At 56.3% G+C, this 13681-nt stretch carries 13 protein-coding genes; 2 read left to right on the top strand and 11 right to left on the bottom strand.

Annotated features, from left to right (window positions below; all coding sequences use genetic code 11):
- Window positions 1–51 precede the first annotated feature (51 nt).
- Complete coding sequence (locus HMPREF3143_RS14140; RefSeq protein WP_070533428.1) at window positions 52–1071, top strand: M4 family metallopeptidase; 1020 nt, start codon at window positions 52–54, stop codon at window positions 1069–1071.
- Window positions 1072–1422 (top strand): protealysin inhibitor emfourin, encoded by a 351-nt coding sequence (locus HMPREF3143_RS14135; RefSeq protein WP_023617312.1) that lies wholly within the window; start codon window positions 1072–1074, stop codon window positions 1420–1422.
- Here HMPREF3143_RS14135 and HMPREF3143_RS14130 read toward each other — a convergent pair.
- From HMPREF3143_RS14130 to ndk, 11 genes are all read right to left on the bottom strand, one after another.
- The gene (locus HMPREF3143_RS14130) at window positions 1419–1640 is read right to left on the bottom strand and encodes a zinc ribbon domain-containing protein (RefSeq protein ID WP_025912814.1); all 222 of its coding nucleotides are present in this window, start codon (window positions 1638–1640) and stop codon (window positions 1419–1421) included. The two genes, HMPREF3143_RS14135 and HMPREF3143_RS14130, sit on opposite strands and share 4 nt — an antisense overlap.
- 50 nt (window positions 1641–1690) lie before the next feature.
- Complete coding sequence (locus HMPREF3143_RS14125) at window positions 1691–2725, bottom strand: Gfo/Idh/MocA family oxidoreductase (RefSeq protein ID WP_070533426.1); 1035 nt, start codon at window positions 2723–2725, stop codon at window positions 1691–1693.
- Between the two features lie 57 nt (window positions 2726–2782).
- Entirely contained in the window at window positions 2783–4327 is a 1545-nt protein-coding gene (locus HMPREF3143_RS14120; protein WP_070533424.1) for a peptide MFS transporter, read from the bottom strand.
- 300 nt (window positions 4328–4627) lie between these two features.
- Window positions 4628–6103 (bottom strand): ribosome biogenesis GTPase Der, encoded by a 1476-nt coding sequence (der, locus tag HMPREF3143_RS14115; RefSeq protein WP_008502134.1) that lies wholly within the window; start codon window positions 6101–6103, stop codon window positions 4628–4630.
- A 112-nt stretch (window positions 6104–6215) separates the two neighbouring features.
- Window positions 6216–7394: an outer membrane protein assembly factor BamB gene (bamB, locus tag HMPREF3143_RS14110; protein ID WP_008502135.1), complete on the bottom strand. Its 1179-nt coding sequence runs from the start codon at window positions 7392–7394 to the stop codon at window positions 6216–6218.
- 10 nt (window positions 7395–7404) lie between these two features.
- Window positions 7405–8025 carry a YfgM family protein gene (locus HMPREF3143_RS14105; RefSeq protein WP_008502136.1) on the bottom strand — a complete coding sequence of 207 codons (621 nt, stop codon included), beginning with the start codon at window positions 8023–8025 and terminating at the stop codon, window positions 7405–7407.
- A 13-nt stretch (window positions 8026–8038) separates the two neighbouring features.
- The gene (gene hisS / locus HMPREF3143_RS14100; protein WP_070533422.1) at window positions 8039–9313 is read right to left on the bottom strand and encodes a histidine--tRNA ligase; all 1275 of its coding nucleotides are present in this window, start codon (window positions 9311–9313) and stop codon (window positions 8039–8041) included.
- Between the two features lie 80 nt (window positions 9314–9393).
- Window positions 9394–10512, bottom strand: a complete 1119-nt coding sequence (ispG, locus tag HMPREF3143_RS14095; RefSeq protein WP_008502138.1) for a flavodoxin-dependent (E)-4-hydroxy-3-methylbut-2-enyl-diphosphate synthase — start codon at window positions 10510–10512, stop codon at window positions 9394–9396.
- Window positions 10513–10538: 26 nt separating this feature from the next.
- The gene (rodZ, locus tag HMPREF3143_RS14090) at window positions 10539–11555 is read right to left on the bottom strand and encodes a cytoskeleton protein RodZ (RefSeq protein WP_070533420.1); all 1017 of its coding nucleotides are present in this window, start codon (window positions 11553–11555) and stop codon (window positions 10539–10541) included.
- Window positions 11556–11847: 292 nt separating this feature from the next.
- A complete protein-coding gene (locus HMPREF3143_RS14085; protein WP_014171168.1) occupies window positions 11848–13014 on the bottom strand; it encodes a dual-specificity RNA methyltransferase RlmN in 1167 nt (388 codons plus the stop codon).
- Between the two features lie 169 nt (window positions 13015–13183).
- Window positions 13184–13615: a nucleoside-diphosphate kinase gene (gene ndk, locus HMPREF3143_RS14080; RefSeq protein ID WP_003860625.1), complete on the bottom strand. Its 432-nt coding sequence runs from the start codon at window positions 13613–13615 to the stop codon at window positions 13184–13186.
- Window positions 13616–13681: the final 66 nt, after the last annotated feature.

The following is a 13681-nucleotide window of genomic DNA, read 5'->3' as shown; positions in this document are numbered from 1 at the left end:
CCGGTTACTTACTATACTGCTGCTATTCCCTTTTTTCATAAGGAGAGCAGCATGCCCCATCTTCATAGCGTTATTCCCCCATATATTCTTCGCCGTATTATCGAAAGCGGTTCCGAACCGCAGCAGCGCTGTGCCCGCCAGACCTTAACCCACGTCCAGACGCTGATGGCACATATGCCGGGCAAACCTGCCGCGCCGCACGTGAATAAAGCCGGACAGCTGGAGCGGGACATTTACGATGCGAAGCAAACTCAGGAGCTGCCGGGCACGCAGGTGCGTTATGAAGGTCAGCCGTCGAACGGCGACGTGGCGGTGGATGAAGCGTACGAGTTTTTGGGTATTACCCATGATTTCTTCTGGAAGGAATATCAGCGCGATTCGCTCGATAACAAAGGGCTTATTTTAACCGGCACCGTTCACTACGGTCGGGAATATCAGAACGCCTTCTGGAACGGTCAGCAGATGGTATTTGGCGACGGCGACGGGGAAATATTTAACCGCTTTACCATCGCCATAGACGTCGTGGCGCATGAGCTGAGCCACGGCGTGACCGAGACCGAAGCCGGGCTTATCTACTTTGAGCAGTCCGGCGCGCTGAACGAGTCGCTGTCGGACGTATTTGGCTCGCTGGTGAAGCAGTACCGTCTGAAGCAAACCGCCGATAAAGCGGACTGGCTGATTGGTGAAGGGCTGCTGGCAAAAGGCATCAACGGCAAAGGGCTGCGCTCGATGTCTGAACCGGGCACCGCCTACAACGATCCGCTGCTCGGCAAAGACCCGCAGCCTGCACACATGAAGGATTTCATCAAAACGCGTGAGGATAACGGCGGCGTGCACTTGAACTCCGGCATCCCCAACCGGGCATTTTATCTGGCCGCGACGGCGATTGGCGGCTACGCCTGGGAAAAAGCGGGTTATGCCTGGTACGACACGGTTTGCGATCGCAATCTGGCGCAGGATGCAGATTTTGAGGCCTTCGCAAAACTGACGATAGCGCACGGAGAGAAACGCTCCGGCGGCGACGTTGGGGCGGCCATAAAACAAGCCTGGGAACAGGTGGGAGTGTTGTAAATGCAGGTTCCGGAACTGACGGATGACGCCGTGGTTGAGCTGGCCCGGGAAGGCGGCGTCGCTTATATTCCCAAGCTGAGCGGCCAGCGCACCATCGCGCTCTCCTCGCTCAATGAGGCCCAGCGCCAGCGCCTGGTCAGCATCCTGGAGCAGGCCTTTCCGCGCGGTCAGCCGCCGGGACAGGCCTCGTCACCCGGCAGCGGCGACCAGCGCTATTTCCGCATCCAGATTATCTGGACCGGGCAAAATCAGGCGCACTATGCCGATATCATCGTGCTGGTGCCGGAGCAGGAGGCACCCGAGTCGCTGGTCGAGCTGTGGCAGAAAGGCGAAGGCTGCGTGTGCGATTAACCTTCGGCCCGAACAAACTCCACGCGTTTTTTGGAGATAAGGCCGTGGCCGTTCTGGCAGAAGTAGTCCACCGCCCCGCAGGCTTTTAAGACCTGGAGTGGCTGATGGCACTCCGGGCAGCGGGCTTCAAGCGCAATATCCTTATTACAGCTCTCGCAATGCGCCACCCCGTTCTGGGGCTCAAGCGGTGCCTGGCAATCCGGGCAGGTAATCGTCATGGTGACTCCTTAAAAGCATTCTGGTCTGCAATAATTTTACCACGTCGCGTTCAGTGCGGGCCACGCAGCTGTTGCTGCAAGGTCAGCAGCAGCTCAACCTCCTCGATTCGGCGACGCGTCGTGCGGCTCACCTCGTGCGGATCCCGTTCAAAAAGACTGTTGGTGCCCAGAATGTGCCCGGCAAGACAGTGCTCGTAGAGTGTCCCGGGAATATGCCAGCGCTGAATATCCTTACCCTCAATCAGCTCAAGCACATCCTCCGCGCCGCGCCGGTCGTGGCTGATGATGCGCCCGTCGCGCAAACAGAGCCGTAATCCTTTTTGCCCGCCCGCGGGTCCCGCGTATTTGTTAAGCCAGATATCCGCCGGCACGCCGCTGATGCGGCCCTGAAGATGCGCCTCGCCCTCCGACGTGGTCAGGTCGCCTTTTGCAATAGCGCGGCCCAGGCGGTCTTTAGCCGTGACGACCTGCAGGGTCATATCATCACTTCCGCCCAGATAACGCACCGTTTCGCGCAGCATCGCCAGCACGTGCGTACCGATATCCAGAATCACGCCGTCCGGGTGGCGAAGCGTACGCGCGTCCGGCTCGCCGGTGGCAAAGTTAAGCGCGATGGGTTCCCCTGCGGCGTTAACTCCGCTCGGCTCCTGCAAAAAGCCGTCTATTTTGACGATGTCAGAGACGCTGCCAACCAGCGACCGCTTTACCGTTTCGATGCGCGCCATCCAGTGATCGAGCGCCAGCACGCGGGAAGCAGCGTCGGGGTTTGCCAGCAGCGCGTTGAGCTTTTCGATTTGGGGAAGCGTGGCGACGATCGGTTTTTCAATCACAATCCGCGGAACGGCCGAGGCTATGGCCTGTTCCAGCACCTCGAGGTGGTGCAGCGATGCGGTGGTAATAAAGAGAGTATCAAGCGGTACGGCGAGAAGTTCCGTAAGCGAAGCGCAGCGCGTGACGCCTTCAGGCTGCCTGGTGGGGAGAACATCAAATCCAAAACAATGAACAGTGTGACCAAAAAGGCGACGTAACGCGGGCAGATACGCGGTTTCCACGACCGCACCAAGACCGACAAATCCTAACTGCATAGTTTCACCTCAGGGAATCGATGCCGGGGCATAACGCCGCCCCGGCAAGCCCGAGGTTTATGAGGCGTTAGCAGCCGGTTTAGTCTGCGCATTTTCCAGCATGCGACGTACCGGAACAATGAGGACGATCAGTACCGAGGCACAAATCAGCAGCGCGACGGAGCAGCGCGCAAAGAGATCCGGCAGCATATCCAGCTGGTCGGCCTTCACGTGGCCGCCAATCAGACCCGCCGCCAGGTTACCCAGCGCGCTCGCACAGAACCACAGCCCCATCATCTGGCCGCGCATTCTCTCCGGCGCCAGCAGCGTCATGGTCGCCAGGCCAATCGGGCTGAGACACAGCTCGCCGAGCGTCAGCATCAGGATACTGCCCACCAGCCAGAACGGCGATACGCCCGCTCCACCGCTGCTCAGCACGTTCTGTGCCGCCAGCATCATCAGGCCAAAGCCCGCTGCGGCACACAGGATACCGATAACAAACTTGGTGATGCTGCTCGGACGAATGTTCATGCTCGCCAGCTTCGGCCACGCCCAGCTGAACACCGGTGCCAGCAGGATGATGAACAGGGCGTTGATTGACTGGAACCACACCGCCGGGATTTCGAAATCGCCGATCATGCGGTTAGTGTAGTCGTTGGCAAACAGGTTGAACGAGGTTGGCTTCTGCTCGAACGCGGACCAGAAGAACGCCGCGGAGATCAGCAGAATAAAGCAGACCAGCAGTCTGGCGCGCTCTTTACGGTTCAGTCCTGCAAAAACAAACAGATAAATAAAGTAGAGGGCAACGGATGCCGCAATCACGTAGACCAGCACGCTGGCTACCGCGACCGGATTAATCACAATCACGCCCTGCGCAATCAGCGTCACGATCGTTGCCACGCCTGCCGCCAGCGCCAGCAGCCAGGCGCCCACGCCGTTACGCTTCACCACCGGGCTGTTCCAGGTGGAGTCGAGACCGACTTCGCCGTCATAGCGTTTCATGGCCGGAACGGCAAACACGCGGAAGATAATCAGCGCCACCAGCATCCCGATACCGCCAATGCCAAAGCCCCAGTGCCAGCCGTGGGTTTTAATCAGCCAGCCGGAAATCAGCGGCGCGATGAACGAGCCCATGTTGATACCCATATAGAACAGCGAGAAGCCGCCGTCGCGACGCGCGTCGCCTTTTTTATAAAGGGTACCGACCATTACCGAGATACAGGTCTTAAACAGCCCGGAGCCGAGCACGATGAACATCAGGCCGATAAAGAACAGGTTATTGCCCATGATGGCCGAGAGCGCAATCGACAGGTGACCGAGCGCAATCAGGATCGAACCGTACCAGACGGCTCTCTGCTGGCCGAGCCAGTTATCCGCCAGCCAGCCGCCCGGCAGCGCGGCCAGGTACATGGTGCCGGCAAAGATACCGACAATCGCCGAGGCGTTTTCACGCGCCAGGCCCATCCCGCCGTCATAGACGGTGGCGGCCATAAACAAGATCAGTAACGGACGAATGCCGTAAAACGAGAAACGCTCCCACATCTCGGTGAAGAACAGCGAACCGAGCGGATACGGGTGGCCGAAGAACGTTCGGCTTTCTTTTTGATTAACAGAGGATTGCATAATTCTCCCGAAAGGTATGTCGTCGTGCTTGTAAACACCAGCATGTACGCCGGCCAGTTACGTATCTGGCCGATTTTTTACATGCGGCGAAAAGTTGGTTAACCATTTGATAACCAGGCGCTAGTTTTGTCTAGTACCGGACCCTGGACTTTAAGATGAAAATTCGACGATTGTCTACTTTCTTAGATTTAAACTTGGTTAAAAGTGAATAGTGATTGACTTCACACAGAGAAAACCGGCGGTATGAATGGGCAAAAAAAAGCCCGCGATAGTCGCGGGCTTTCGTGCGTTCAGCAAAGCTTATTTGCTTTTCTTAATGTGCTTAATCAGACGCTTACGCTTGCGCATCTGGTTCGGCGTCAGGGTGTTGCGCTTGTTGGCGAACGGGTTTTCCCCTTCCTTGAACTGGATACGGATAGGCGTGCCCATCACGTCCAGCGACTTACGGAAGTAGTTCATCAGATAGCGCTTGTAGGAATCCGGCAGGTCTTTCACCTGGTTGCCGTGGATCACCACGATTGGCGGGTTATAACCACCGGCGTGGGCGTATTTCAGCTTCACGCGACGGCCGCGCACCAGCGGCGGCTGATGGTCTTCCGCAGCCATATTCATGATACGGGTCAGCATGGCGGTGCTCTGACGACGGGTGGAGCTGTCGTACGCTTCGCGCACGGATTCGAACAGGTTACCCACGCCGCTGCCGTGCAGCGCAGAGATGAAGTGTACGCGAGCAAAGTCGATAAAGCCCAGACGGAAGTCGAGGGTCTCTTTCACCTGCTCACGCACTTCATTGCTCAGGCCATCCCATTTGTTGACCACGATAACCAGTGAGCGCCCACTATTGAGGATAAAGCCGAGCAGAGAGAGGTCCTGATCGGAGATCCCTTCACGCGCGTCGATAACCAGCAGCACGACGTTGGCATCTTCAATCGCCTGCAGGGTTTTGATAACGGAGAATTTTTCCACCACATCGGTGATTTTCCCGCGCTTACGCACCCCGGCGGTGTCGATGAGGACATACTCACGCTCATCGCGCTGCATCGGGATGTAGATACTGTCGCGGGTGGTGCCCGGCATATCGTAAACGACCACGCGCTCTTCACCCAGAATACGGTTAGTAAGTGTAGACTTACCTACGTTTGGACGACCTACGATGGCCAGCTTGATCGGCAGATCCTGCGGGTTGAAGTCGTCTTCAGGCTCTTCTTCTTCGCCCGCTTCGCCGTCTTCAAACTGCGCCCAGTATTCCGCGTCTTCGTCCACCTCTTCCGGCGGGTTCACTTCGTCAACCCACGGCAGCAGAACGGTTTCCAGCAGGCTGGTGACGCCACGGCCATGCGATGCCGCAATAGGGTAGATCTCACCCAGACCCAGTGACCAGAAATCTGCGATGGCCTGATCGGCATCGATGCCGTCGGTTTTGTTCGCCACCAGGAAGGTTGGCTTTTCGCGTGAACGCAGGTGTTTAGCGATAGCGGAGTCCGCCGGCATCAGGCCAGCGCGCGCGTCCACCATGAACAGCACCACGTCCGCTTCTTCAATCGCCAGCAGCGACTGTTCCGCCATGCGGGTTTCCACGCCGTCTTCTGTGCCGTCAATACCACCGGTATCAATACAGATGAACTCGCGTCCTTCCACCTCTGCACGACCGTACTTACGGTCACGCGTCAGCCCCGGGAAATCCGCAACCAGCGCATCACGGGTGCGTGTTAAACGGTTAAAAAGAGTGGATTTTCCAACGTTAGGGCGCCCGACAAGCGCGACCACAGGTACCATGTTTGAAGCCTCATAAAATTCAAAATAACGTCGCTTTCGCGGCGTTTTTAAAAATGTCAAAACGGCTCCTGAGTGAACAGGAGCCGTTTAGTATACTACAACCGCCGGGTAATTAACGCGTGATCGCGTACAGCGTGCCGTCTTTTGCCTGAATCAGCAGTTTGCCGTCGGCCACGACCGGGTCGGTCAGGAAACCAGAGCTGTCGACTTTTTGCTGTGCAACAAAGCGGCCATTATCCGGATCGATCCAGTGCATATACCCTTCGCTGTCGCCCACAACCAGGCTACCGTTGTACAGCGCTGGCGCAGTCAGCAGACGGTGCAGCAGATCGCTTTGCGTCCACAGCGTCACGCCGCCTTCGGTGCTCAGGGCCAGCAGACGGTCGTTCTGGTCAACCATATAGATGCGGTTACCTTCAACGATGAAATCATTCACCGAGCCCAGCTCACGTTTCCACATGATCTGGCCGCTGCGCAGATCCAGCGCGGTCAGGTTGCCGTTGTAGGCCAGCGCGTAAACCACACCGTTAACGATGACCGGCGTTGTGTCCACGTCGCTCAGACGGTCAATTTCCGTTGAGCCAGTGGCCTGAGAGATACGCTGCTGCCAGATCATCTGGCCCTGCTGCATCAGCACGGCGCTTACGCGACCGTTGTCGCCGCCGACAATGGCAGCACCAAATGCGGTAGCCGGGGCAGATTCGCCACGCAGAGAGAGCGCAGGCATATCCAGGTTAACGGTCCATTTCACCAGGCCGTCCGCTTCGTTCAGCGCCTGCAGCTGGCCGTTGCTGGTATGAATCAGCACCAGGCCATCGCTCACCACCGGACGAGAGAGGGATTCACCCGCCACGGTCGTTTGCCAGGCAATGGAACCGTCGCTGCTGTTCAGGGCATAAACCTGCGCTTTTTCGCTGCCCACGTAGACGTGGCCACCGGCAACGGTCAGGCCGCCAGACAGCAGTGCAGGCTTACGGGAGAACCAGCCGTCTTTTTCCGCCAGGTTAACGGACCACACTTCTTTTCCGTCATCCGCGTTCACCGCTTTTACGGTACCTTTGCGATCGGCCGCATAGACAACGCTGTCTGCATACGCAGGATGAAGGTTGGAATAGAAATCACCAATCCCATTGCCCACGGAGACATCCCACGCGGTGGATGGGGTAAACTGGTTTTCAACCGTCGGCAGTGGGGACATTTTCACAACGTCTTCTTCGCCACTGAACAGTGAACAACCACTCAATAACGTAACAGAAAGCAGTCCTGGCAGAAGTAATTTACGCAATTGCATCGGGTCCCTCTCAGACGGACAAATTATTTATTTTCATCTGCATCATTTCGCTCAGCGCAGGTGAGGCATTGCTCTCTACGCCAGCTTGCCACGCTTTACGCGCGCCCGCTTTGTCACCTTTGCTCAGCAGTGCTTCACCGCGCAGATCGGCAACGATGGCAGCAAAACCTTCGCCTTTGATGGTATCGAGCGTTTTCAGCGCATCGTCAGCTTTTTTCTGCTGAACCTGAATACGTGCCAGGCGCAGATTGATCACCGCTTTCAGATTTTCATCACTGGCGGCAGCAAGGCCCTGAGACAGCTGAGCAACGGCTTTATCCAGTTCGTTCTTATCAACGTACTGCTGAGCCACTTCCAGCGCAGCCAGTGCACCGTAGGTGTTTTTGTTGTCAGCTGCAAATTTTTCTGCCGCCGTCAGCGTTTGCGGCTGATCGGCACGAATTGCGCTCACGGTATTTTCATAGGACAGGGACGCGCCGCGCGCGGAATCCGCCTGATGATTGTTCCAGTAACGCCAGCCTACCAGCGCACCGACACCTAAAATAACCCCAACAACCAGCGCTTTGCCGTTTTCAGCAAAGAAGCGTTTAATCGCGTCGACCTGATCGTGTTCGTTCTCGTAAATTTCCACGCAGTCCTTCTCCTTAGCCCAATAGAGTGCGCAAGTGCGCCGCAACGCCGTCCTGCGTTACCGTTGTCTGCTCACCAGAGCGCAGGTCTTTCACCACCACTTCGCCGTTGGCCACTTCGGACTCACCCAGCCCCAGTGCGATACTTGCGCCCCACTTATCGGCACGAGCAAACTGTTTTTTGAAGTTGCCGCCGCCATGGTTGGTCATCAGCTTAACGCCCGGCAGCGCATCGCGCACGCGTTCGGCAAGCTGCATTGCCGCAGACTGCGTTTCCGCGCCTGAGGCCACCAGGTATATATCGACAACGGAATCTGCTTTAAATTCCGGATTAACTGCCTGAACCAGCAAAACAAGTCGCTCAAGACCCATCGCGAAGCCAACCGCAGGCGCAGCGCGACCGCCAAGTTGCTCAACCAGACCGTCATAACGGCCGCCCGCGCACACGGTGCCCTGAGAGCCGAGGCTGGTGGTGACCCACTCAAACACGGTACGGTTGTAGTAGTCCAGACCGCGCACCAGACGCTGGTTTACGGTATAGGCGATACCCGCCGCTTCAAGCAGCGTGCACAGGCCCGCGAAGTGTTCGCGCGACTCGTCGTCCAGGTAATCACCCAGCGCAGGCGCATCGTTCAGCAGTGCCTGAACATCGGCGTTTTTGGAATCCAGAACGCGCAGCGGGTTGCTGTACATGCGACGTTTGCAGTCTTCGTCCAGCTTCTCTTTATGCTGTTCCAGGAACGCCACCAGCGCATCGCGGTAGTTCGCACGCGCTTCCAGAGAACCGATAGAGTTCAGCTCAAGGGAAACGTGATCGGCGATACCGAGCGCACGCCACCAGCGGGCGGTCAGCATAATCAGTTCAGCGTCGATGTCCGGGCCCTGCAGGCCAAAGACTTCCACACCCAGCTGATTGAACTGGCGATAACGCCCTTTCTGCGGACGTTCGTGGCGGAACATCGGGCCGATATACCACAGACGCTGCTCCTGATTGTACAGAAGACCATGTTCGATGCCGGCGCGTACGCAGCCCGCCGTCCCTTCCGGACGCAGGGTCAGGCTGTCGCCGTTGCGGTCCTCAAAGGTGTACATCTCTTTTTCAACCACGTCGGTCACTTCACCGATCGCGCGTTTGAATAACGGGGTCTGCTCTACAATCGGCAAACGAATTTCGCTGTAACCGTAGCTGCCGAGCACCTGCTTCAGCGTGCCTTCAATGCGCTGCCAGATGGCGGTTTCGCCAGGCAGATAATCGTTCATGCCGCGGATGGCTTGAATGTTTTTTGCCACGTTTATTCTCTTTCTATATACAAAAAAAACCCAAAGAATGGGTTCAATCATACATGGGAAGCTCACGGCTTCCCATCACGTTATTTTTCAACCTGCTGAACGTTGATACGCTGTGTCTCGTCCATCATGGCGGCTTTGGCGCGGATGCGGGCTTCAAGCTGGTCGATCATGTCACTATTATCCAGACGATCTTTTCGAACGCCATCTTCATAGAGACCACTTTTCTTGTTACCGCCGGTCACGCCCAGGGTTGACACCAGGGCTTCACCCGGACCGTTCACCACGCAGCCGATGATGGAGACGTCCATCGGGGTGATAATGTCTTCCAGACGTTGCTCCAGGGCATTCACCGTACCGATCACATCGAACTCCTGACGTGAACAGGTTGGGCAGGCAATGAAGTTGATCCCACGCGCGCGAATACGCAGTGATTTCAGAATATCGAAGCCGACCTTGATCTCTTCGACAGGATCCGCCGCCAGCGAGACGCGCAGGGTGTCACCGATCCCTTCAGAGAGCAGCAGCCCCAGACCGATCGCGGATTTTACCGAGCCGCTACGCAGGCCGCCCGCTTCGGTGATCCCGAGGTGCAGAGGCTGATCGATCTGCTTTGCCAGCAGGCGATAAGATTCTACGGCCAGGAACACGTCGGACGCTTTTACGCTGACTTTGAACTGATCGAAGTTAAGGCGATCGAGATGATCGACGTGACGCATCGCGGATTCGAGCAGCGCCTGCGGCGTAGGCTCACCGTATTTTTCCTGCAGATCTTTTTCCAGGGAACCGGCGTTAACGCCGATACGGATAGGAATATTTTTATCGCGGGCGCAGTCCACGACCATGCGGATACGCTCTTCGTTACCGATGTTGCCCGGGTTAATACGCAGGCAATCGACGCCGTACTCGGCCACTTTCAGTGCGATGCGGTAGTCGAAGTGAATATCCGCCACCAGCGGAACGCTGACCTGCTGTTTGATCAGTTTGAACGCCTCAGCCGCATCCATGGTCGGGACGGAGACGCGAACAATATCCGCGCCGACACGTTCTAATGCTTTGATTTGATTGACCGTCGCTTCCACATCGGTGGTGCGCGTATTGGTCATCGACTGAACGGCGATAGGTGCCCCATCGCCGATTGGCACATTCCCAACGTAAATCCGTTTCGATTTTCTACGTTGAATCGGAGCCTGGTTATGCATGAAAAATCTCCCGCGTTGCCCGTCTGTTACTGTGCTGCTGATTGTTCGGCATTAACGGTAAGACGTGCAACCTGGTTAGTTCTGATAAAGCGGCTCAGGTCGACAGGTTTTCCTTGATACTGGATCTGTACCGCTGCCGGAGCGCCGATTTTAAGTTTATAAGGCGCCTGGCCCGTTAGGTTTAACGTGCCATCTTTGCGCTGCAGGCCGCTGAACAGTTTTTTACCTGTCGCGTCAGTCACTTCCAGCCAGCAGTCGGCGCTGAAGTTCATTACCAGCGCGTTAGGATCGGCTGCGGGTGTCGCCGTACCCGCCGGGCTGGTTGGCAGAGACGCTGCGGTATTGTCTGCAGGCTGAGTAGCCGCAGGCGCGTTCGCCGCAGTATCAACATTCGCCTGAGAAGGGGCAACCACCGCGTTTTGATCCTGAGCCTGAGGCGCAGCGGTGTTAGCCGTTGCTGCCGGAGCCTGCGCAGCATTGGTCGCTGTCGCATCTGGCGCTGCGGTCTGTGGCTCGCTGGAAGTCGCTGCACCGTCGGTATTCAGCGGCACGCTCTGGGCGTTATCCGTTCCGGCCTGGTTGAGTTCGGCGGAGGATTGATCGGCCATAGTGGTGATCTCTTCCTGCTGCGCCTTGTGGTTTTGCCACCACCACGCACCGGTCAGACCGACCACCACAAACAGCACCAGCCAGGTAAAGCTCATCAGCCAGCCATCACGTTTTTTACGACGTTTCCCCAGGGAGAAGGTCTGCATCGGCGCAACTTTTGCTACACGGACCGGCGCCTGCTTCTCCATCATTGGCAGTAATTCGTTTTCGGGGATGTGCACCAGTTTTGCGTAAGAGCGGATATAACCGCGCAAGAACGTTGAAGCCAGATCGGCGGGTGCCTTATCTTCTTCAATATCGCGAACCGTGGAAACCTTCAGGCACAAGCGTTCTGCGACGGCTTGCTGGCTGAGTCCGAGTTGTTCACGGGCGTTGCGAAGACGAACGCCAGTGGAGAGTGCTTCATGTTGGTCGTGAGTGGCTTCAGTATTCATTCGCTACAACTACTGGTACGTGAAAAAAAGGGTTCAGGCGCCGGTGAGTCACAATGCCACCCGCACCGCGAAACTTCTGGTCAGTTAACCTTGAACACAGAGTATAAGACTGTCAGCCCGGAGATGACAGTACAGCCCTGCCCGTACGGCTAAACTGTTGTTACGTCGTTACATACTGCCCGAAAGTCGGATGAAACGCACCGTAATTATTGATCAGTCTTCACGAATCTGACTGATTATTCAGTAAGGTTATGTCTCACGGCGCAGATAATGCGCCGTGAGTGCATAATAATCAAACAGCTTTAACCGCGATCGTCTCGCCCTGCATGCGTTTACGCAGGGTACGCTTGGTACGGTCAATAACATCACCAGCCAGCTGTCCACATGCGGCATCAATATCATCACCACGCGTTTTACGCACGATGGTGGTGAAACCATACTCCATCAGCACCTTGGAGAAACGGTCGATACGGCTGTTCGAGCTACGGCCATACGGCGCGCCCGGGAACGGGTTCCACGGGATCAGGTTGATTTTACATGGCGTATCTTTCAGCAGTTCAGCCAGCTGATGCGCATGTTCGGTACCGTCGTTGACGTGGTCCAGCATCACGTACTCGATGGTGACGCGACCCTGGTTGGCGTTGGATTTCTCCAGATAGCGACGTACGGCAGCGAGGAAGGTTTCGATATTGTACTTTTTGTTGATTGGCACAATTTCGTCACGAATTTCATCGTTTGGCGCGTGCAGGGAGATCGCCAGCGCGACGTCAATCATATCGCCGAGCTTGTCCAGCGCAGGCACAACGCCTGAGGTCGACAGCGTGACGCGACGCTTGGACAGACCAAACCCGAAGTCATCCAGCATGATTTCCATCGCCGGAACGACGTTGGTCAGGTTCAGCAGCGGTTCACCCATCCCCATCATCACCACGTTGGTGATTGGGCGAGTGCCGGTCACTTTTGCCGCGCCGACGATTTTCGCAGCACGCCAGACCTGGCCGATAATTTCTGAAACACGCAGGTTACGGTTAAAGCCTTGCTGCGCGGTTGAGCAGAATTTGCACTCCAGCGCACAGCCAACCTGGGAGGAGACACACAGCGTCGCGCGGTCTTCTTCCGGAATGTAGACGGTTTCAACGCGCTGATCGCCCACCGCAATCGCCCATTTGATGGTGCCATCTGCGGAGCGCTGCTCTTCCACCACTTCCGGGGCGCGGATTTCAGCCACTTCTTTGAGCTTATTGCGCAGGACCTTGTTGATGTCAGTCATGTCATCAAAATTGTCGCTGCAGTAATGGTACATCCACTTCATGACCTGATCGGCACGAAATGGCTTTTCGCCCATCTCTTTGAAGAACTCGCGCATCTGCTGACGGTTCAGATCCAGCAGGTTGATTTTTCCATTTTTATTGGGAACCGCAGGAATGGCGACTTCGGAGGTATTCACTAATTCAGACATAATATTTACCGGCCTCGTTGTTACACGTTATGGCCCATGGAGGGTTGAATAGAAACGCCCCGGAAAGCGGTCTGCTCGTCCGGGGCGTTGCATTGTACAAAGTCTGGCGCAGGGATGCCACGTCTGGACGCGGCATTTACGAAAATAATGTGTAAACGAAACCGTTAAATTAACGGGTACGTGGACACACTTCGCCTTCTGCGAAGAAGAAAGCGATTTCGCGTGCAGCAGATTCAACAGAGTCAGAACCGTGGGTACCGTTCTCGGTGAAGCTGTCAGCGTAGTCAGCGCGCAGAGTACCTGCCAGCGCGTTGTCCGGGTTGGTTGCGCCCAGCAGGTCGCGGTGACGCTGTACGGCGTTTTCGCCTTCCAGTACGGATACCACGATTGGACCGGAGGTCATGAACTCCACCAGGCCGTCAAAGAATGGGCGACCTTCGTGCTCAGCGTAGAAGCCGCGAGCCTGCTCAACGGTCAGGTGCAGCATTTTGGTACCAACAATTTTGAACCCTGCAGATTCAAAGCGAGCGAAGATGCTGCCAATAACGTTTTTTGCCACCGCGTTTGGTTTGATGATGGAAAAAGTACGTTCAATAGCCATGATAACCTCTGTCAATGTTCTGTTGTTTTGCATACCTGAGTATGGTGTGGCGCGGATTATAAAGAG

The sequence above is a fragment of the Enterobacter sp. HMSC16D10 genome (assembly GCF_001807145.1).
Taxonomy (GTDB): domain Bacteria; phylum Pseudomonadota; class Gammaproteobacteria; order Enterobacterales; family Enterobacteriaceae; genus Enterobacter; species Enterobacter roggenkampii.
Note: the sequence above shows the minus strand (reverse complement) of the source record. Positions and strands in the feature narration are given on the sequence as shown.

What these genes read in the sequence shown, in the direction of transcription:
- HMPREF3143_RS14140 (WP_070533428.1), top strand. Translation starts at nt 52, where the DNA reads ATGCCCCATCTTCATAGCGTTATTCCCCCATATATTCTTCGCCGTATT.
- HMPREF3143_RS14135 (WP_023617312.1), top strand. Translation starts at nt 1,072, where the DNA reads ATGCAGGTTCCGGAACTGACGGATGACGCCGTGGTTGAGCTGGCCCGG.
- HMPREF3143_RS14130 (WP_025912814.1), bottom strand. Translation starts at nt 1,640, where the DNA reads ATGACGATTACCTGCCCGGATTGCCAGGCACCGCTTGAGCCCCAGAAC.
- HMPREF3143_RS14125 (WP_070533426.1), bottom strand. Translation starts at nt 2,725, where the DNA reads ATGCAGTTAGGATTTGTCGGTCTTGGTGCGGTCGTGGAAACCGCGTAT.
- HMPREF3143_RS14120 (WP_070533424.1), bottom strand. Translation starts at nt 4,327, where the DNA reads ATGCAATCCTCTGTTAATCAAAAAGAAAGCCGAACGTTCTTCGGCCAC.
- der (WP_008502134.1), bottom strand. Translation starts at nt 6,103, where the DNA reads ATGGTACCTGTGGTCGCGCTTGTCGGGCGCCCTAACGTTGGAAAATCC.
- bamB (WP_008502135.1), bottom strand. Translation starts at nt 7,394, where the DNA reads ATGCAATTGCGTAAATTACTTCTGCCAGGACTGCTTTCTGTTACGTTA.
- ispG (WP_008502138.1), bottom strand. Translation starts at nt 10,512, where the DNA reads ATGCATAACCAGGCTCCGATTCAACGTAGAAAATCGAAACGGATTTAC.
- rodZ (WP_070533420.1), bottom strand. Translation starts at nt 11,555, where the DNA reads ATGAATACTGAAGCCACTCACGACCAACATGAAGCACTCTCCACTGGC.
- HMPREF3143_RS14085 (WP_014171168.1), bottom strand. Translation starts at nt 13,014, where the DNA reads ATGTCTGAATTAGTGAATACCTCCGAAGTCGCCATTCCTGCGGTTCCC.
- ndk (WP_003860625.1), bottom strand. Translation starts at nt 13,615, where the DNA reads ATGGCTATTGAACGTACTTTTTCCATCATCAAACCAAACGCGGTGGCA.